At 68.4% G+C, this 20,012-nt stretch carries 13 protein-coding genes; 6 read left to right on the top strand and 7 right to left on the bottom strand.

Annotated features, from left to right (window positions below; all coding sequences use genetic code 11):
- The first annotated feature begins 96 nt into the window (after positions 1–96).
- Positions 97–1,413 (top strand): M20 metallopeptidase family protein, encoded by a 1,317-nt coding sequence (locus ACOQPP_RS02425; protein WP_420635796.1) that lies wholly within the window; start codon positions 97–99, stop codon positions 1,411–1,413.
- Here ACOQPP_RS02425 and ACOQPP_RS02420 read toward each other — a convergent pair.
- The 5 genes from ACOQPP_RS02420 to ACOQPP_RS02400 all read right to left on the bottom strand — a co-directional run bounded on the left by ACOQPP_RS02420 (position 1,380) and on the right by ACOQPP_RS02400 (position 8,658).
- Positions 1,380–3,086, bottom strand: coding sequence for a carboxypeptidase-like regulatory domain-containing protein (locus ACOQPP_RS02420; protein ID WP_419165603.1), 1,707 nt, complete (start codon positions 3,084–3,086; stop codon positions 1,380–1,382). The genes ACOQPP_RS02425 and ACOQPP_RS02420 overlap by 34 nt on opposite strands.
- A gap of 64 nt (positions 3,087–3,150) precedes the next feature.
- Complete coding sequence (locus ACOQPP_RS02415; RefSeq protein ID WP_419165602.1) at positions 3,151–5,166, bottom strand: hypothetical protein; 2,016 nt, start codon at positions 5,164–5,166, stop codon at positions 3,151–3,153.
- Between the two features lie 200 nt (positions 5,167–5,366).
- Positions 5,367–5,846, bottom strand: a complete 480-nt coding sequence (locus ACOQPP_RS02410; protein ID WP_419165601.1) for a hypothetical protein — start codon at positions 5,844–5,846, stop codon at positions 5,367–5,369.
- Positions 5,847–5,894: 48 nt separating this feature from the next.
- Positions 5,895–8,111 (bottom strand): TonB-dependent receptor, encoded by a 2,217-nt coding sequence (locus ACOQPP_RS02405; protein WP_419165600.1) that lies wholly within the window; start codon positions 8,109–8,111, stop codon positions 5,895–5,897.
- Between the two features lie 184 nt (positions 8,112–8,295).
- On the bottom strand, positions 8,296–8,658 hold the full coding sequence (locus ACOQPP_RS02400) for a hypothetical protein (RefSeq protein ID WP_419165599.1): 363 nt from the start codon (positions 8,656–8,658) through the stop codon (positions 8,296–8,298).
- Between the two features lie 304 nt (positions 8,659–8,962).
- Between ACOQPP_RS02400 and ACOQPP_RS02395 the strand changes: the two genes are divergently transcribed.
- Positions 8,963–9,316, top strand: a complete 354-nt coding sequence (locus ACOQPP_RS02395; protein WP_419165812.1) for a copper resistance CopC family protein — start codon at positions 8,963–8,965, stop codon at positions 9,314–9,316.
- 129 nt (positions 9,317–9,445) lie between these two features.
- Complete coding sequence (locus ACOQPP_RS02390; RefSeq protein WP_420635795.1) at positions 9,446–12,583, top strand: ankyrin repeat domain-containing protein; 3,138 nt, start codon at positions 9,446–9,448, stop codon at positions 12,581–12,583.
- 13 nt (positions 12,584–12,596) lie between these two features.
- On the opposite strand, the gene ACOQPP_RS02385 is transcribed toward ACOQPP_RS02390, so the two are convergent.
- The gene (locus ACOQPP_RS02385) at positions 12,597–12,863 is read right to left on the bottom strand and encodes a hypothetical protein (RefSeq protein ID WP_419165597.1); all 267 of its coding nucleotides are present in this window, start codon (positions 12,861–12,863) and stop codon (positions 12,597–12,599) included.
- Positions 12,864–12,969: 106 nt separating this feature from the next.
- Positions 12,970–13,485: a DinB family protein gene (locus tag ACOQPP_RS02380; RefSeq protein WP_419165596.1), complete on the bottom strand. Its 516-nt coding sequence runs from the start codon at positions 13,483–13,485 to the stop codon at positions 12,970–12,972.
- Between the two features lie 110 nt (positions 13,486–13,595).
- Here ACOQPP_RS02380 and ACOQPP_RS02375 point away from each other — a divergent pair, with 110 nt between their 5' ends.
- Genes ACOQPP_RS02375 through ACOQPP_RS02365 form a run of 3 tightly spaced genes read left to right on the top strand, consistent with a single transcriptional unit; the run spans position 13,596 to position 20,004 of the window.
- A complete protein-coding gene (locus ACOQPP_RS02375) occupies positions 13,596–14,465 on the top strand; it encodes a VOC family protein (protein WP_419165595.1) in 870 nt (289 codons plus the stop codon).
- Positions 14,462–19,072: an Ig-like domain-containing protein gene (locus ACOQPP_RS02370; protein WP_420635794.1), complete on the top strand. Its 4,611-nt coding sequence runs from the start codon at positions 14,462–14,464 to the stop codon at positions 19,070–19,072. Before ACOQPP_RS02375 ends, ACOQPP_RS02370 begins: the two co-directional genes overlap by 4 nt.
- Entirely contained in the window at positions 19,069–20,004 is a 936-nt protein-coding gene (locus tag ACOQPP_RS02365; protein ID WP_420635793.1) for an MBL fold metallo-hydrolase, read from the top strand. The genes ACOQPP_RS02370 and ACOQPP_RS02365 overlap by 4 nt, the downstream gene beginning before the upstream one ends.
- Positions 20,005–20,012 lie beyond the last annotated feature (8 nt).

The following is a 20,012-nucleotide window of genomic DNA, read 5'->3' as shown; positions in this document are numbered from 1 at the left end:
GTTGCCTGGCTGCCTGCGACGGACAACGTTCATCGCCCCGTTCCGGGGCCCGGGCCCCGGCGGCCGACCCGTGTGAATCCGCAACCAGGACAGAACATGCGCACGTCTCGAAGCACACGCTGCACGCTGTGGACCGTTTCGCTCTTCGCCGGCGCGCTCGCCACCCCGCTGGCGGGGCAGGATCCCGCCGTGGACGCGGCGGTCGATCGCGTGATCGACCAGATCACCGGCATGCGCCATCAGATCCACCGGTTCCCCGAACTCGGCAACCGCGAGTTCGAGACCGCGGCCATGGTCGCGGAACACCTGCGAGAGCTGGGCTTTGACGAGGTGATCGAGGGGGTCGCGCACACCGGAGTCATCGGGATCCTCAAGGGCGGTCTCGCCGGAGACGTGGTCGCGGTGCGGGCCGACATGGACGCCCTCCCCGTGACCGAAGACACCGGATACTCCTTCGCCTCGACCGTGCGCACCGAGTACGGCGGCCAGGAAGTCGGCGTCATGCACGCCTGCGGCCACGACGTGCACACCGCGGTCCAGTTGGGAGTCGCGTCGGTCCTCGCCTCCATGCGCGACCAGATCCCCGGCACGATCAAGTTCATCTTCCAGCCGGCGGAGGAGGGACCGCCCCCGGGCGAGGAGGGCGGCGCCGACATGATGGTGCGTGAGGGCGCGCTGGAGGGCATCGTCCCGTCCGCCATCTTCGGACTCCACACCTTCTCCGGGCTGGACGTGGGGACGCTCGGCTACACGCCGGGGCCCGCGCTCGCGGCGGTCGACCACTTCAAGATCCGGATCATCGGCAAGCAGGCGCACGGCGCCCAGCCGCATACGAGCATCGACCCCGTCGTGATGGCGTCGCAGGCGGTGACCGCGTTCCAGACGATCCGCTCGCGCAACCTCTCGCCGCTCGAACCCAGCGTGGTCACCGTCGGTGTCATGCGCGGCGGCGAGCGCTTCAACATCATCCCGATGGAGATGTGGCTCGAGGGCACGGTCCGGACGTACAACCCCGACGTGAGGGACGCCGTCGAACGGCGGATGGATGAGATCCTCGACGGGATCACGCGGGCGGGTGGCGGCAGCTACGTCCTCGACTACGATCGCGGCACGCCGGCGACGATCAACGACCTGGGCCTCACCGCGCAGATGGCGCCGACGCTCGCGAAGATCGTGGGCGAGGGGAACGTGCTCGTGATCGACCCCACGATGGGCGGCGAGGACTTCGCCTACTTCGCGAACGAGGTACCGGGGTTCTTCTACCGACTGGGTTCGGTGAACCCGGAACTCGGCTCGGGCGGTCACCACACGCCCGACTTCCGGGCGGACGACGCTTCGATATCGATCGGCATGCGGGCGATGTCCAACCTGCTGCTCGACTACCTGAAGTCGCGCCGGCCGTCCACCGACTGATCGGGCACTACAGACACGTCTCGCCAGACGACAGCGGCGTCCTGCTTGAACGTCAGGGCGTCGCTGGCACCCGGTGCGCGCAACTGGATCGTCTCCCCCAGGGGAGCGCCGCAGATGGCGAAACGGCCCTGCTCGTCCGACACGGCAGACTCGTAGACGCCTCGCGCGATTCTCCGTCCGAGGCGCACGCTCCATGCGGCCTCGATCTCGGCTCGCGGAACCGGCAGGCCCGTCGCTTCCTCACGCGTGATTCCGACCACGGCGCCCACGCCTTCGGACAGGGACGAACCGGGACAGAGCCGCGCACGGAGGGTCTCGGCGGACGGCGTCCAGACCTCCAGCTCAACCACAGTCCGATCTTCGATGACCACGCGAGTCTCGTTCGGCCGCACGCCGACCGTCCAAAGCCTCGGGTGATCCACACGCAGGGCGTAGATCCCGTCCGGGAGTCCGCCCACAACGAACCGGCCGTCATCGTCGGCAATCGTGCTGAATGGCGTATCCGCCGGATCGGGCGGCGGAAGGAAGGCCGCCGCGGCCTCCCAGGTTCGGAGGATCACATCCGCCCCCGGTAGCGGGTCGCGACTTACGCTGTCGCGTACGATGCCGGCCACCACTCCCTGCCCTATCTCCCAGGCAACGCCGCCCCCCGAGGCGCGCTTCACCGCGCCGCCGCCCTGCTTGTAGCCCGTGAAGGACCCGTCCTCGTGGAACGGGAAGCGGATCCACCAGTCCCTCACGTAGAACGGACCGTCCGGAAGCCGGTCGAACACGACTTCGGCACCGATCAATCGACGGTCTACGCGGCGCGCCACCGGGAGATTGCGGTAGGAGAGTTGAACGCGGTCCAGTTCCGCGCTCTCCTCGTCGAGCCACAGCGTTCCCTCGATCTGGACGACCTGCCGCCGCTCGCGGGGGCGAAACGTGATGCCGAGTTTGGGCACGCCCCCGACCGTCGCCCGTTGCAGGCCGAAACAGTGAGCCGCCCGGAACTCCCGCGAGAGCAGGACGTTCGCGTCGAGCGCGCGGTACTCCGACGAGTCCGCCACCTGGACGACGAAGCCGGACTCCATGAGTTGATCGGCGGGCACGCTCTCGAAGGGCGGAAGCGGTCTGTGCCGATACATGCGACTCGTCGCCTCGCGGACCGCGAGGGTCCGGGGCTCGAGGATGCGCTCCCAGCGCGTGAAGTTGAACCTCAGTTCGCCCCGCCGCTCGGCCCACACCGCGGTCTCCAGCGCCTTGCGCAGCTCTTCCCAGGCCGTCGCCAACGCATGCCCCTGATTCGGATCGTCGAAGCAGGCTCCGGTGACCTCTACGCGGAGATCGCGGAGCCGAATGGGCCGCGGCGGGACTTCGACCGTGACGGGAAGGATCTGCCCCGCCGCGAGTGCGTAGGGCTCGGTCACCCAGGTGGCGTAGCCGATACGCTCCACGCGGAGGCGGTACTCGCCCGGGCCGGGTGTCGCGAAAGAGAAGGCGCCCTCGACCGTCGTGAAGTCGGCCCGCACCGTCCGGCCCGAACTGTCCAGCAGGCTGATGAAGGCGCCGGGGATGAGCGGGCCGCCATCCGTCTCGCGCACCGTGCCCCTGATCGTCTGGGCCGCCGCGGAAGACGCGCATCCCAGGCAGATGACGGCCACCGCGCACCAGGTCCGAGCGGAGTTCACCATGCCTGTTGGACGCCCCGGAGGGGCGAAACGTCACACGAGCGCGTCGAGGACGTTCCGCCCGGGCTCAGTCGGCGAGGCGCAACGCGACCAGCGTGTTCGGGGCCTGGATGACGACGTGCTGTTTCCCCTCGTGCATGTAGGTCATCATCCCGTACCGCGGCAGCGCCGGGAGGGCCACCTGACCCAGCCGTTCGCCCGTCGCCTTGTCCACGGCGTACAGGTAGGACGTCCCATCGCCGCCCTCCCCCGTGTACATGAGCAGCGTGCTCGTGACGATCTGCGCCGCCTGCCGCCCCGTCCCGGTGTTCGGGATGTGCATCCCCTCCAGCGCCTCGTGCTCCAGCACCCGGTCCGGCGTGTCTCCCACCGGGATCCACCACAGGTGCTCGCCGGTGTTCATGTCGATCGCCGTGATCCGGCTGTACGGAGGCTTGAACAGCGGCAGGCCCCGCACCCGCCGCACGCCCGCGAAACCGCCGACCGCGAACTTGCTGATCGTCGTTCCCGTGGGTGCGTCCTCCCGCGCGTCCCGCTCGGCGCCCGGCACCATGATCCGCGACCCGCACCCCTTCTGCGAGGTCACGTAGAGGATCCCCGTCTCCGGATCCGCCGCCGGCGTGCCGTCGATGTTCGTCCCCCCCACGTCTCCGGGGCACCACAGCGAGGCCACCTTGCCGAGGTCGTTGTCCCGGTGCAGCGGCGGCGTGAACAGCGGTCCGATCACGTAGTCGTCGAGCGCCTCGATCGCGGCCTCCCGCAGCTCGGGCGTGAAGTCGATGAGGTCGTCGTGCGTGAGCCCCTGCATGTCGTACGGCGCGGGCTTCGTTGGGAAGGGCTGCGTCGGCGACAGCGCCTCTCCCGGCATCAATCCCTCGGGCACGGGCCGCTCCTCGATCGGCCAGATCGGTTCGCCCGTCTCCCGGTTGAACGCGTACGCGAAGGCCTGCTTCGTGACCTGCACGACGGCCGGGATCTCCTCGCCGTCCACCGTCACGTCCATGAGCACCGGGATCTGCGGCGTGTCGTAGTTCCAGATGTCGTGGTGCACGAGCTGATAGTGCCAAACCCGTTCTCCCGTCTGGACATCCAGCGCGATCAGGCTCGTCGAAAACAGGTTGTCCCCGGGCCGGAAGCCGCCCCAGAAGTCCTGCGTGGCCCCGTTGGTGGGGATGTAGACGATCCCCCGCTCCTCGTCCGCCGAGAGCGGTGCCCACGAGGAGATGTCGCCCGTCCACGACCAGGCATCGTTCTCCCACGTCTCGTGCCCGAACTCGCCCGGGCCCGGGAGGACGTTGAACTTCCACTTGAAGTCGCCCGTCCACGCGTCGTAGCCGAGGATGTCGCCCGGGACGTTCTCGTGGCGCGACTGGTTGTAGCCCTGCTCGGCGGAGTTCCCGACCACGATCACGCCGTTGACGACGATCGCCGGTGAGGAACTCGTGATGTAGCCCGTCTCGAGCGGGATGCCGTCGTACGGGTCGTACTCGTGGCCCAGCCCCGCGAGCAGATCGACGACGCCGGAGTCCGGGAACCCGTCCACGCCGACAGGCCCGCCGAAGCCTTCCACGTGCTCCCCCGTATCGGCCCACAGCGCGTGCAGGAAGAAGGCCGGACTCACCATGTAGACGACCGCGCGCCCGTCGATCTCGCCGTACGCGACGCCCTTCCCGTGGTTCTTCCGCATCGAGTACTCCCAGCGGAAGGTCTCGGGCTCTACGTACTCCCATATCTTATCGCCCGTGCCCGCGTCGATCGCGTAGGTATGCCGCTTCTCGCCCGCCACGGAGATCAGCATACCGTCCACGTAGATCGGCGTCGCGCGCGCGTTGACGGCCGGGTAGTCCGACCCGTCCCAGGTCCAGGCGACCTCGAGGTTCTCGAAGTTCTCCGCGTCGATCCGGTCCAGCGACGAGTACCGCTGCCCCATGTCGTTGCCCGCGATGTTCTTCCACTCGGTGTCATCCGCCGCGCTCCCGCCACCTTCCGCGCAGCCCGCGACGGCGACGCCGAGCGCGAGCAGGAGGGGGACACCGCGGAATACGGACGGCGGCGCAGGGGATGTTGAGCGCGCTCTGCTCATCGAGACCTCTCATATGGGGGGACAGTCGACGTGGCCGCGGACGGGCGGCGGCACACGGGCGCTGAACATGAGCCGCGCCCAATCCGGCGGTCAAGCGACGGGGCCCGCGGGTGAGACCTGCCTCGCGAGCAAAGAAAAACCCTCCCCGGCAATCGCTCCGGGGAGGGGTTGCTCTCACTCACGAAACGGGTTGAGTTCCGTTAGTCGTGCACATGCACGTGGAGTGGTGCGGTCACGAAGTCCGCGTGTCCCGACCCGACCGCGCCGTGCATCAGGCTGAAGGTGATCTCGGTATCGCCCTCCATCCCCCCGTGCAGGTGTCCTCCGAACTCACCGGGGGTGTCCTGCTCGAACTCCGCGACGGATTCGTTCGCGACGTCCACCTGCAGGTAGAAGTCGCTGTCGAGTCGAACCGTATTCCCGTCGTGGTCCACGAACTGCACGGAGATGTGGGCGGTTTCCTCGCCGGGCTCGACCTCCAGTTCTCCGGTCCAGGCTCCATCATCTCCATCGTAGGACGCCACGGTCTGGCCACTCAGTGTCAGGGTCACGCCCTCCACCTCTCCGCCGTGATCGTCGTGATCGTCATCGGGTTCAGTGGCGCTGTCGCCGCAAGCTGAGAGTACCAGGATTCCCGCGGTCAGCAGGGCAATGGGCAGTTTCGGCTTGAAGTGTCTCATTTTTCTTCACCTCGTTGTGTTGATGTGTCTGTTGTTCGCGGCGCGAAGCTAAAAGACGACGCGATATGCCACGCTGATGGATCTCCCCGCTTGGGGCATGATCTCCTTCACGCGCGACAGGTGGTTTCTGTATTCGGTATTGCCAAGATTCTCTCCCCGGACGGTGATCACGTTCAGCCGCCCCATGACCGTGATCCGTATTCCGGCGGAGAGATCGAAAACCGCATATCCATCAGTCGGGCTCTCGAAGGGACCTGTCCTGTCCTGACGAGCCGCAACCCGTGTTTCGGCTTCGACGAACCAGTTGCGAGGGGCGTAGCCGATGGCGAAGCGCCCCTGCAGCGGCGGGATCAGGGGAAGCGGTTCGTCGGTCGCCTTGATCCTGCCCCGGACGTACGAAGCCACCGCCTCCACGGTCAGATCCCCGACCATCGCCCACTCGAGCGCGCTCTCGAATCCGGTGAGCACCGCGTCTTCTCCCTGGAACTGGAAGATCGGCAGCCGCACGCGGCTCAGCTCTCCCGTTTCGAGTGGGAAGACGTAGTCCGCAATGGCGTTGTGGAACCACGTCATCTCGGCGTTCAGCCGATTCCCGGTTAGCCGGACGAACAGGTCGATACCGGTCCCGCGCTCCATCTCGAGCGACGGGTTCCCCACCTCGAAGGCGTAGGCTGCCAGATGAGGACCTTCCGAGAAGAGCTCGTTGACGCTGGGCGTGCGGAAGGCCCGCGCGGCGGAGCCGCCCACCGTGAGGTTCTGAGTCAGCTGTGCCAGAGCCCCGAATGATCCCGATGCCGCGCCGAAAGATCTCTCGCGGATGTGGCCGATTTCGGATGTGGGGTCTTCCCGATCGGGCCGCACGCGTGCCCAGTCGTAGCGAAGGCCCGCTTCCAGGCGGATCGGATTCAGATCGACCTCTTCCAGCGCGAATACGGCAAAGGAGGTATGCGTGGAGTTCGGGGTGAAGAGTGTGCCCCCGAATCCGAAGTCTTCCCAGGAAGTCCGCGTCCCCACTCCTCCCGAGGAGAAAGGGCCCCAGCCGCCGTGGCGGGCCAGGATCTCGCCGCTCACCGTCCGGCGCTCGAAGAGCGTTCCCAGAATGTCGGGGGGCTCGATCTCCCTGTGCTCGTACCAGGTGTGTCCCGCATCGATCTCGATGCTCTCGAAGGCCCCCCGGGGCCGGAGTACGCTGCGCAGCCTGGTTGCCGTCCGCTCCATCTCCACGCGAACCCCGGCCTCGTGACCTCCGACGAATCCTCCGGGGATGCCGTAGTCGTTGCCGTAGTAGCGGAAGGTGGCGCCGGCATGGCCCCAGTCGTCCACCCACGAAGTGCCGCCGGAAATCTCCCGAATATCCGTGCTGGTATTCTCCAGGGATCCGACCGGGGTCTCCAGGTCGCCGCTGCTGCGACGCGAGAGCTCCAGCCGCACGGGAATGTGATCCGTCAGGCCGTACGTGAGATTCAGGCTTCCGCCCGCTGCGTTGCTGACGCTCTGACCCTGAAGGTGGAACGCGCCCGTAAGATGGTGCGGCACCGAGGAGGGCACGTCATCGCGGACGACGTTGATGACGCCCCCCAGTGCGTTGCTGCCGTACAGAATCGCTCCCGGTCCGCGGATCACCTCGACGCGACGCGCCGACGATGCGTCGAGCGCCGTGGCGTGGTCGGACCCGCTCGCAAACTCGTCGCCGACCCGTTCCCCGTCCTCGAGCATCAGGATGCGGTCTCCGCTCAGGCCCCGGATCACCGGATGCGCGGAGCCCGGCCCCATGCTGCTCACCGCCAGTCCAGGCTCGGAGGACAGCGTTTCCGCCAGGGTTCCGGCCAGGCGACGCTGGAGATCCTCTCCCGCGAACACGCTGGTTGGGCGCAACACTTCATTTACCGCGCGCGCCACCACCGATCCGGTGACCACGAGGTCCGGCAGGGAGATGGGATTGGCTTCCATCTCCACCACCACGATCTCCTCCCTCGACGCATCCACCTCCAGCGAAACCGTGCGGTAGCCCAGGCGTTCGACCCGAACCGCGTAGGTGCGCAGACCCGGCACCGGGATGTGGAATGTGCCGTCACCGTGCGAGACCGCCCTGCCACCCGACGCTACGATGGAGACGAGGGCGCCGGCGAGAGGCTCTTTGGAGTCGACATCGCGTACGACACCCTCGATCTCGCCCGCGTGCTCAACCTGCGCGGACGAGCCGACGGCTCCAAGAGCCATTGCCAGTACGGCCGGGACGAAACCGGCCAGACGCCTAGTCTCCATGCACAGCCTTGTTCGAGACCCACCAGTGACCGCTCCCGATCAAGCAGCGTGGCGCGTCTCGCCGAGTTGCTTCAGCGGACGGCTCAGCGAGTGCTTGAGCGGATAACGTGTGTTTCGGGTGGCGTGCGATCCGCCGCTCGCGGGGCGGTCGGGGAGCTTCCGGGACGAGTTGCCCGGAAGCGGGTCAGGCTGGAGGAGGGGCCCTGGGACCGCTCCCGCCGGGCGGAATCGGGCGGCGACGCCAGTCGGTCGCGGTCGGGGCGTCGGGGCTGGCTTCGGATACCAGCGGCAGATCGGACAGGATCAGCGGGGGAACCCCCAGCGACACCGTGCGAGACAACTGGCACAGCAGGTGGCTGTGGCCGGGGTCGCAGTGCTCGCTGTGTTCCCCTTCGATGTGCGCCATGTGAGCGCCGGCGTTCCCGGCTCCGGCCTCAAGCACCACATCCGCCGCCGGCAGGACGGCGAAAATCGCCGCCGGCAGGAGGACGAGCGCCAGAACGCCGAACCGGCGCGGATCCCGCAGCTGAGGAGAAATCGGCTTCAAGGCTATGCCGCCAGAGTACATGCCGGGTGCCTTCACAGCGCACTCAAGATCGGCCTTCAAGCTGCGCGGGGGCGGCAGGGGCAGTCAAGAAGCGCTCCTGTCCGGCCGTCTGTCCAGCCTGGGGTGTCTTGCCACGCAAGTTTAAACGGGTAGCGTTCCGGGATTGTCCTCGGGGGAGCGGACGGTGGATCCGCAGTCGTCCGGCCTCGGATCAGCGCAGGGACGGCACAAGGTCCGGTAAGCGAATGCCAGGAGGCAGAGACCAGTGAGCAGGTGGATTCGAAGCGGAGGGCCGGTCGTGGCGATGGCCGTCATGCTCGGGATCATGGCGATGGGCGCCGCCGCGAGCCCCCATCTCGCCCTCAAGGAGTCCTCTCCGAAGAAGGACGAGACGGTGAACGCCAGCCCCGAGATCGTCACGCTCTGGTTCACGCAGGCCCCGCAGATGGCCGGGACGTCCGTCCGTCTCCTGCCGCAGGGGGGCGAGCCGCTCGAACTCGAGGCGGCGACCGCGCAGGAGGACGACCCCGCCGTCGTCGTGCTCGACGTGAGCGAGACGCTCGCGGACGGCGACTATCAGGTCATGTGGCGCGCCATGGCGCAGGACGGCCACACGATCCGCGGCGACTTCGGCTTCACGGTGCGCTCCACGCCCTAGTCCGACCTGTCCGATGAACCGGGCTCCGCACGTTGTCCGGGTGCGTGGAGCATTGAGGAGGTCCGGTGTTCCCATTGGGACTCTCAGATCCCGGGCCTACGCTTCCCTTCCCAGTTCCGGTACGTGCCCATGAAACGCAACCTCGCATATCTGGCGGGAGAGGTGCTGGTCTCACTGCTCACGGTCGCTGCAGGTGCTGTCGCGGGCCAGGAGCCCGCAACGCGGCCCGACGATGCCCGGGCGATGGCTTCCTCGTGCTGGGAGGGTACGCTCGATGCGCAGGCCGTTAGCGCCTCGCTGTCCGCCGGCTGCGATGTAACGGTCAGGGATCGGAAGGGCTGGACTCCTCTCCACCGCGCCGCGGACATCGGCGACCCACAAGCGGTTGAGCTCCTTCTGCGGGCGGGGGCCAACGCCGGCGCGGAGGCGGACGACGGGAGCACGCCTATGCACTTCGCTGCGGGACGGTGCAGCATCGAATCTGCGTCGCTGCTGATCGGCGCGGGAGCCCAGCTGAACGCCAGAGACGATGTGGGCGGATCGCCGCTGCATCGAGCAGCCCGGGCCCGGGACTGCGACGGGGCCATCACGCGCTTTCTGCTCGACGCGGGCGTGAACCCCGATGTCCAGGATGAGAGGGGCGAGACGCCCCTGTTCAGGGCAGCCGACTTTTCCAAGGAGGTGACGGTCCGGCTTCTCCTCGGGGCCGGGGCCGATCCGAACACCCGCAACGTGTACAACCGCACCCCACTTCACGAGGCCGCGCTCGGCGACACCGCTGTCGTTGAGTTGCTTCTTCGGGCCGGCGCAGACCCCTCGGTCCCCGACTCCGACGGCAGGCGTCCACTCCACCTGGCCAGACATCAGGTGGGCGATGTGCATATCGTCGGTGGTGGTTTCGTTCCGTACCTGGAGGCTGCGGCCCGCGCCCTGCTGGAGGCGGGTGCGGACCCGGAGGCTCGGGACATCGCCGGGAACACGCCCCTCCATCACCAGGTCGGGCTGGGGCGGGAGAGTATCGCGTCGATCCTCCTGCTCGAGGGAGGAGCCGACGCCACCGCGCGGAACGAGGCGGGTGCAACGCCGCTTGACGTTGCCAACCGAAGAGGATACCGCCAGATCGCCAGGGCGTTGGCTGAGGCCGGCGTGACCCCCGGAGCACGGAACGCCGAGGGAGGCACGGTCGCGGCAGAGCCGTGCTGGGCGGGTCGCGTCGACTCCGCCGCTGTCGCGCCAGGGGTCGCCGGCGGCTGCGACGTGAACGCTCGCGATGCCCAAGGCGGGACCTTGCTCCATCGGGCGGCCGGGCCCGACGTCGATCTCGGCCTGGTCCGCGCCCTCCTGCGGGCGGGGGCGGATCTCGACCTGCGCGACGAGCGAGGAAACACACCCCTGATCATCGCGGCCCGCTTGCAGGCGGTTGTTGCAAATCTGCTGGACGCGAGTGAGCTTCTCGACCGGTCGTTCCGAATCGTCCGCGCATTGGTTCGGGGGGGCGCAGACCCCAACGGCCGAAACCTCGTGGGCCGCACGCCACTCCACGAGGCACTGCCGGGGGATGTTGAGGTCGTGAAGTTCCTCCTTGACGCCGGTGCCGACGCCACCGCGCGCGACATTCTGGGGCGTACGCCGCTCCACATGAGGCCGTACGCGGAGCCGGGCCACGGCTACACGCTCTTTGGCGGCGAGGACACCGACTACGAATCGCTGATCTCGACCTTGCTCACTGCGGGGGCGGAGCTTGATGCGCGGGATCATCAGGGCCAGACCCCGCTGCACACGGCGGCACGGTACGATCGTCGCGCCCGCGCGGTACCCGTCCTGCTCGCAGCAGGGGCCGATGTCCAAGCGCGCGACGACCGGGGATCAACGCCACTCCACGGCGCTGCCCGAGGTGGTGTTTCGGTGGTCCGCGCCCTCCTCGATGCGGGTGCCGATCCGGCCTCCGTAGACGAGGACGGATACACGCCTCTTCATCGGGTCGCGACGGACAGCAGGGAGGCCGATCCGGAGGGAAGCGTGTCGCAGGTGCTTCTCGAGGCCGGGGCCAGCATCGAGGCGCGGTCGGAGAACGGGGAAACACCCCTTCACCTTGCGGCTTCGGGCGGTCATGCCCGGGTGCTGATCGAGTGGGGCGCGGATCCTTACGCCCGCGCCGAGGACGATCGCACACCGCTGCACGGAGCGGACGCGCTGGCGGCCCGGCTTCTCCTGGCAGCGGGCGCCGGCGTGAACGCGCGAGACACTGTCGGATACACGCCTCTTCACTACGCCGTGCGTGCGTTCTCGCCTGACTCGGCCCTCGTCAGGATCCTGCTCGACGCCGGCGCGGACCTCGCGGTGACCGGCGAAGATGGCCAGACTCCGCTCCGGCGCGCAGTCGAGTGGGCAGATGCCGGAACGGTTCGGCTCCTGCTCGACGCCGGCGTCGACCCGAACAGCCGCGACGGCGAGGGGTCGACACCGCTCCACGGTGCGGCGGAGCGAGGGCAGGACCAGATCGCGGGCGCTCTGCTGGAGGCGGGTGCGGATGTGAATGCCACCGATGGTCAAGGCGCCACGCCGCTCCACTTGGCGGCCGGGGAGCCCCAAGACGCAGGCCGAGTCATTCGCGTGCTAACCGAGGCGGGTGCGAATCTTGGGGCGACCGACAAAGAGGGTGAGACACCGGTCCACCGTGCCGTTTCGAGGAAGCGACCGGACGCTTTGCTGGCTTTGTTCGAGGCCGGGGGTGATCCCGATCTGCGGTATCCCGACGGAGAGCCGCTTCTCCACCGCATTGTCCGGATGAGTGTCTTCGATCCGCGCCTCGCATTGTTCGAAGCCCTCGTCGCGGCCGGCGTGGATCTGGAAGCTGGCGACCAAGTGGGAGATACCGCCCTCTATGCCGTGCTCTCGTGGGCAGCGTGGGCAGAGCGCGACCCACTGCTGTTTGACGCTCTGCTGGGGGCCGGTGCCGACCCCAACGCCCTCTCCAGCCGGGTGGGAGATACTCCCCTGAGCCGTTCGGTGTCACTGGGCCAGCCCGAGATCGCGGCGAAGCTCTTGGCCGCCGGGGCTGACGCGAGCCTCGCGGACCGGTGGGGCAGGACGGCACTGCACTACGCGGCGGCGGACGGCGTCTCGGAAGAGATGTTCCAGATTCTCCTCGGCGCCGGGGCCGATCCGCAGGCGAAGGACGCGCAAGGACGCACGCCCTGCGATCAGGCCCGTGATGAGGGCGGTGAGGCCAGCGCCCGCGCTCAAGCCGTGGGCATCTGCCCGTAATCGTGCGGCCGGCCTACGATTTGAGTTCGGCCAGCGCCTCGGCGTTGAAGCCGACCAGGAGCGTGCCGCCCGCGAGGAGGATGGGCGCGCGGTACTTCCCGGTGGGTCCCTTCAGCGCATCGAGATCGGTCTCCGCCGGATCCAGGTCGCGCCGGCTCCTCCCCTTCGCGATGACCACCCTCTCGGCGACCGCGAGGAGTTCCCGTACGTCGTCATCCGTTAGCGGAGCCTTCGTCGCGGAACGTTCCGCGGCGATCGTGGCTCCGGTGTCGTCGAGCACCGCCCGGGTGCGCTTGCAGCTCGTTCAGCCCGGGCGCTGGTAGAAGAGCGAAACCTCGGTCACTGCGGCCTCCTGGATTGCCGGCGGGTCCCCGTCAGGGGACGGATTACGTCAGATAGCGGTCCCTGAGTACGCCCCGGTGGTGGAGTTCGTGCCCGGCGATGATGTGGACGAGCGCCCGCACCGTGAACCCGAAGCCGCTCGCGGTCCCCCGGCGCGACAGCGTCTCGTCGTCGAACGAGGCGAAGAGCGCCGCGTTGGCCGCGCGCAGGCCCCGGAACTCGTCCAGCAGGTCGGCCACGGACCTCTGGCCCGCGTTCGAGGCGGCGGCCCACTCGTCCTGGTCCATGCCCGGCAGTTCGGCACCGTCTCCGCGTGCGATGTGGAGGACGCGGTAGGAGAAGAGGCGCTCGGCGTCGATCACGTGGCCCAGTACTTCCCGACACGTCCACTTGCCGGGCGCGTACACGAACGTCTCGCGTTCCGCGGGCAGCCCCGCGAGGAGACGCTCCAGCGCGTCGGGCGCTTCCCGCATCACGTCGATCAGCGGCCGGTCGGCAGGTACGCGGTCGATGTACTGCGCGTAGTAATCGGCGTGTTCGTCAGGTCCGGGGCGTCTCATGGCGGGCAAGCTATCGACCTCGGGGTCGCCGCGTCATCTTGTGCGCCATGATCGGCCGACGATCCCCCACCCGAAACACGAAAGCGAGAGGACGGCGCGGGAGCCGCAGGGTGACGGCCTTGCCGTGGCGCGCCCTCGCGGGAGCCGCCTTCGTTCTGCTCGGGGCGGCCCCGGCGGCGCTGGCACAGGACACGCCGGCGACGTGCGTGGCGCCCGGCTCCTCGCTGCGACTTGACCATGTGCCGGTCGCCGTGGGCGATCTCGACGCCCTGTCCCTGCGGCTCACCGACGAGTTCGGGTTCCAGGTCCAGGCCGGGAGGCGCGACGCAAACGGACTGGAGACGGCGGAGATCGCATTCGGCGACGGGACGCACCTCGAACTCAAGACGGTCGAGGGCCCCGCTGATCCGGACGGGCCCGGCGTCGCGGAGACCGGGCGATATATGGATCTGATTGCCGATGGCGGAGGTGGGGCCTACCTCGCCGTCTCCGGGCCCGGCCTGGACGAAGTCCTCGTCCTTGCGGCGGACCTCGAGCCGGAACTCGCGGTCGCCGAGACGGATGCGCCCAGCCGGGCCGCCTTCCCTCCGGACCATCCGTTGCACGCGGTGTTCTTCGTCGACCCCGACCGGGAACGACCGGAGCCCCCCGGCACGCCGGACCACGCGAATGGGGCGCAGGGCCTGGAGGCTGTCTGGGTCATGGTGGAAGATCCAGAGCGCCTCACCCGCTTCCTCCTCGCGTTCGGGGCCCGCGACTGCGGCCCGTCCCGCCACCCCGAACACCTCTACGGCCGGGCCGTCGGGATCCGGGGCGGGACCGTGTACATCGTGGACGCGCTCCTGTGGCTCGCCGACCCCGGCTCGGCGCCCGTCGTGTCGCTCACCGTCCGCGGCGGCCCCGGATCGGTCTCCGACAACATCGTGCTCGGAAACGCCGGCGGGCTGTGGATCGAGCTGCGACCCTCCGGGAGCGATTGAAGGCGTATCGCCTGCCCTTCGCCCCGGCCGCCCTCGGGTCGATGGGATTGGCCGCGGCCATGTTGCTCGCCTGCGGCGGCGAGGAAAGCACCGGACCACCCCCTCCTCCTCGTCCGGAAACCCCGCGAGCGACATCCATCTCGATCACTCCGGCGAACGTCTCCCTCGTGGCGCTGGGCGACACAGTTCGTCTCGCTGCGGAAGTGCGGGACCAGAACGGGCGGGAGATGGCCGGGGCAACCGTCGCGTGGGCCAGCGACAGCCCCGCAGTCGCGACCGTGAACGCCTCCGGGTTGGTCATGGCGGCTGGCAACGGAAGTACGGCGGTCACGGCAACCTCGGGGCCGGCCACCGGCACGGCATCGGTGACCGTGATGCAGCGGGCGAACTCGGTCGCTGTCTCGCCCGCCGCCGACACGCTGGTCCGCAGCGACACGCTGCGCCTGACGGCCGAGGCCACCGACGCGAACGGGCATCCCGTCGCGGGGACCGAGTTCTCGTGGACATCGAGCGACACGATGGTGGCGGCGGTGGACACCTCCGGCCTGGTGACCGCTGTCAGCGCGGGCGAGGCGCAGGTGACGGCCACCGCAGCGGGGATCACGGGCCGCGCGCAACTCACGGTCGTGGCTCCGGCGCCGACAACCGTGGCGATCACGCCCGACACGGTGGCGCTGACGGCTCTGGAACAGACCGCCCAACTCGCCGCCGAGGTGCGCGACCAGGCCGGCCGCGTGATGGAGGGCGTAGCCGTGTCCTGGTCGAGCGCCGACACGACCGTCGCGGCGGTCGACTCCGCAGGGCTGGTGACGGCGGCGGGCGCTGGCGTGACGACGATCACCGCGACGGCGGGCGAGGCATCCGGCGCAGCGTTGGTGAGTGTGATGCAGTCGGCGGGATCGGTCGTCGTGGTGCCACCAGCCGACACGGTGGCGCCAGGCGACACGCTCCGGCTTGTCGCGGCGGCGTTCGACGCGAACGGGCACATGGTCGGAGGTGCGGCGTTCGCCTGGTCATCGGACGATGTCTCGGTGGCCACGGTGAACGCGGCGGGGTTGGTGACGGGTGTCGCCGAGGGGACGGCGACCATCGCCGCCACGGCGGGGAGCGCCAGGGGAACGTCCGAGATCACCGTTGTCAACCCGGACCGGGCGGCGCTGGCGGCGTTCTACGAGGCGACCGACGGTCCGAACTGGCACAACAGCGAGAACTGGTTGACCGACGCGCCGCTGGGTGAGTGGTTTGGCGTGACGACGAATCGCGAGGGACGCCTGACGCGGCTGGACCTTGCGCTCAACGAACTCACGGGCCCGATCCCGCCCGGACTCGGCAACCTCGCCAGCCTCACGCGGCTGGACCTTGGAACCAACGATCTCACGGGCCCGATCCCCACAGGACTCGGCAACCTCGCCAGCCTCACGGAGCTGTACCTTGGGGGCAACGAACTCACGGGCCCGATCCCGCCCGAACTCGGCAACCTCGCCAGCCTGAGGTGGCTGTCCCTCGGGCTCAACGATCTCACGGGCCCGATCCCACCGGAACTCGGCGAACTGAGCCACCTGGAGCAGCTGCAACTCTCCCGGAACAGCCTCACAGGCGAGATCCCGGCGGAACTCGGCAACCTCGCCAGCCTGAGGGGGCTGAGACTCAGCGCGAACGACCTGGTCGGATCCATCCCTCCACAGCTCGGCAACCTCGCCAGCCTGGAGTCGCTGTCCCTAAAGGAAACCGGTCTTTGGGGGCCGATTCCGTCGAGCTTCCTGAGACTTGGGAGGCTTCAGGCTCTCAGTATCGAGTTCACCGGACTGTGCGTGCCCGGGACGTCCTTTTTCGCTGCGTGGCTGCAGGGACTCCAATTACATGATGCCGAGGCATCCCAGTGGTGCAACGCAGCCGATGTTACGGCCTTGAGATCATTGTATGAAGCCACCGGTGGAAGCGGCTGGACGGAGTCTCGCGGATGGCTCAGCGATCATGTTCCCGAGGAATGGCATGGGGTCACGGCTGATTCCCTCGGTAACGCGACCGAGCTCGACTTACACGGCAACAGCCTTGCGGGGCGGCTTCCGGCGACGCTCGGCGATTTGACCCGAATGACCGTACTACGGATCGGGGACAACGAGATCTCGGGCCGACTACCGACTCGTCTGGCCGGTCTTCCACTCGTCGAGTTCGAGTACGCGGAAACCGAGTTGTGCGTCCCGGTCGAGGAAGCGTTTCAGGCATGGCTGAACACCATTCCGGCGCACGCGGGCACGGGGGTCGAGTGCGCGCCCCTGTCGGACCGCGACATCCTCGATGTCCTCTATGACGTGACCGGCGGACCGAGTTGGACCAACAACGACAACTGGCTGACCGACGCGCCGCTGGGGGAGCGGTTCGGCGTCCTTATTGACGGCGAGGGCCGGGTGGTCAACCTGCAGCTGACCGGGAACAATCTCACGGGCCCGATCCCGCCGGAACTCGGCAACCTCGCCAGCCTGAGGTGGCTGGACCTTCGCTTCAACGATCTCACGGGCCCCATTCCGGCGGAACTCGGCAACCTCACCAACCTGGGGGCGCTGTGGCTGGAGACCAACGATCTCACGGGCCCGATCCCGGCGGAACTCGGCAACCTCACCAGCCTGGAGTTGCTGTGGCTCGGCGCCAACGATCTCACGGGCCCGATCCCGGCGGAACTCGGCAACCTCGCCAGCCTGAGGTGGCTGGACCTTCGCTTCAACGATCTCACGGGCCCCATTCCGGCGGAACTCGGCAACCTCACTAGCCTGGGGACGCTGTGGCTGGAGGCCAACGATCTCACGGGCCCGATCCCGCCAGAACTCGGTAGTCTGTCGGTGCTCGGGGAACTTCTTCTCGGCAACAACGACCTGTCAGGCTCCGTGCCCCCGGAACTCGCCGCGCTCACGAGCCTCCGGGCGCTGATCCTCTCGAACAACGAGGCGCTGGACGGTCCGCTCCCGGACGGCCTTACGGCTCTGGGCCTGCTCGAGACGCTGCTGGCGGGCGGCACCGGCCTTTGCGCGCCCATGGATCCCACCGTCCTCGCATGGTTGGGCGGTATCCGCAAGCGCCGCATCACCATGTGCGCGGAGGCGGAACCGGCGGCGGCGTATCTGACGCAGGCGGTGCAGTCCCTGGAGTTCCCCGTGCCGCTCGTCGCGGGCGCGAAGGCCCTGCTGCGCGTGTTCCCCACGGCCGCTCGAACCACCAGCGCCGGAATTCCCCCGGTCCGCGCACGGTTCTACATCGACGACCGGGAGGCTCACGTCGCGAACGTCCCCGGCACGTCCGGGCCGATTCCGACCGAGGTATCCGAGGGCAATCTCTCGAACTCGGCCAACGTCGAGGTCCCGGGATCGGTCGTGCGGCCGGGGCTTGAGATGGTGATCGAGGTGGACCCGGAGGGGACGCTGGACCCGGGGCTGGGGGTCGCCGGGCGAATCCCCGAGACGGGCCGCCTCGCAGTGGACGTGGAGGTCATGCCCACGCTCGAGCTGACCATGATTCCGTTCCTGTGGAGTCCTCGGCCGGATTCCCTGGTCCTCGATCTTGTGGAGGCGATGGCCGACGACCCGGACGGCCACGAACTACTCCGAATGACCCGGGAGCTTCTGCCGATCGGGGAGCTCGCGGTGACGGCACATGAACCTGTGATCACTTCGCACAACAGCTCCCGCGCGCTGATCTTCGAGACCGAAGCGATTCGGGTGCTCGAAGGCGAACGGGGCCACTACGTGGGGACGATGACCGGGGAGTTCCGGGGAGTTGATGGATTGGCACTTGGGATTGGGTCCCGAACAAGCTTCGCGAAGATCGACAAGGGCGAGCGATCGGAGTTCGTCATCGCACACGAACTGGGGCACAACATGAGCCTCCAGCATCCCGAGGGCTGCCGGGCCGGTAACCCCGACTACGCTTACCCTCACGCGAACGGCCGGATCGGCGCCTGGGGATATGATTTCGAGGCCGAACGCCTGGTTCCGCCCAATGTGCGTGACCTGATGTCCTACTGCACCTTCGAGTACGAGTGGATCAGCGACTATCACTTCTCGAACGCTCTCCGCTACAGACTCGAAGATGAAGTCGAGACCGACGCCTCGGTCGTGGCCGCACCGCAGAAATCGCTCCTCCTGTGGGGCGGCGTGGCCGCCGACAGCGTACCCTTTCTGGAACCGGCGTTCGTAGTCGAAGCGCCGCCGGCGCTGCCGCGGACGGACGGCCCTTATCGGCTGAGCGGTCGAGCGAGAGACGGGAGCGAACTGTTCAGCTTGAGCGCCGGCATGTCCGAAGCGATCGATGGCAACGGGAGTTCAAGCTTCGCGTTCGTGTTGCCCGTTGGCCCGGACTGGGAGGACAACCTGGTGAGCATCACGCTCCTCGGTCCCCGGAGATCGGTTACGCTGGACGCGGACAGCGATCTTCCGGCCGTGATCCTGCGCGACCCCCTGAGTGGCCGGGTTCGCGGCATCCTGCGGGACCTCGGCGGGTCCGCTTCGACCCTGGTGGACACCGTCGCCGCGCGTTCGCCCGAACCGGGCCTCGAGGTGCTGTTCAGCAGCGGTATCCCGGACGCCGAGGCGTGGAATCGGGAGGAGAGGGAATGAGGAACCATACGCTGGACGCGCGAACGACGATCGTCGACCTGCAATTCCGGGGATTCGACCTCGCCATCGGTACCGGTGTCCTGGAATCCAGCGACGGCATCGCGCTCGTCGACCCCGGTCCCACGACCTGCCTCGGGGCGCTGAAGGCGGGCCTGGCGGAGGCGGGGTTCGAACTCTCCGACGTGCGGGCGATCCTCCTCTCGCACATCCACCTCGATCACGCCACCGCCTCGGGCACGATCGTGCGCGAGGTGCCGGAGGCGAGGGTGTACGTCCACCCGATCGGGGCGATCCACATGATCCGGCCCGAGCGGCTCCTCGCCTCCGCCGGCCGTATCTACGGCGACCAGATGGAGACGCTGTGGGGCGAGTTCCTTCCGGTGCCCGCCGACTCCGTCACCGAAGTGGACGAGGGCGATACGGTGCGACTCGGCGACCGCACGCTGCGCGTCGCCTACACGCCCGGCCACGCGAAACACCACGTCGCCTACTTCGAGGAGGACACCGGCACGGCCTGGGTGGGCGACGACGCCGGCATCCGCATCCCGCCCGGCGGCGTGATCCCGGTCACCCCCCCGCCCGATGTCGACGTCGAGGCGTGGAACGGAACCATGGCCCGGGTGATGGAGTGGAGCCCGGATCGTATCGTCCCGACCCACTTCGGGGCCGTGGACGATCCTGCCGCGCACTTCGCCGAACTCCGCGAGGAACTCGCGAACTGGGCCGAGCAGGTGCGGGCGTCGCTGGCGGGCGAGGATCCGGCGAACCCCGACACGGGCGCCGACGCCGCGCGGGCCCGAGAGTTCGCGGCGTGGGTGGAGGAAGACCTGCGCGCCCGGATGCCGGCCGAGCCGGTCGACACCTACATCAACGCGTTCGGCGCCCGCGACTCCTGGTGGGGCCTCGTCCGCTACTGGCGCAAGCGCGCCTAGTCCCGAAG

It is taken from the genome of Candidatus Palauibacter sp. (genome assembly GCF_965222475.1).
In the GTDB taxonomy this organism is placed as follows: domain Bacteria; phylum Gemmatimonadota; class Gemmatimonadetes; order Palauibacterales; family Palauibacteraceae; genus Palauibacter.
Note: the sequence above shows the minus strand (reverse complement) of the source record. Positions and strands in the feature narration are given on the sequence as shown.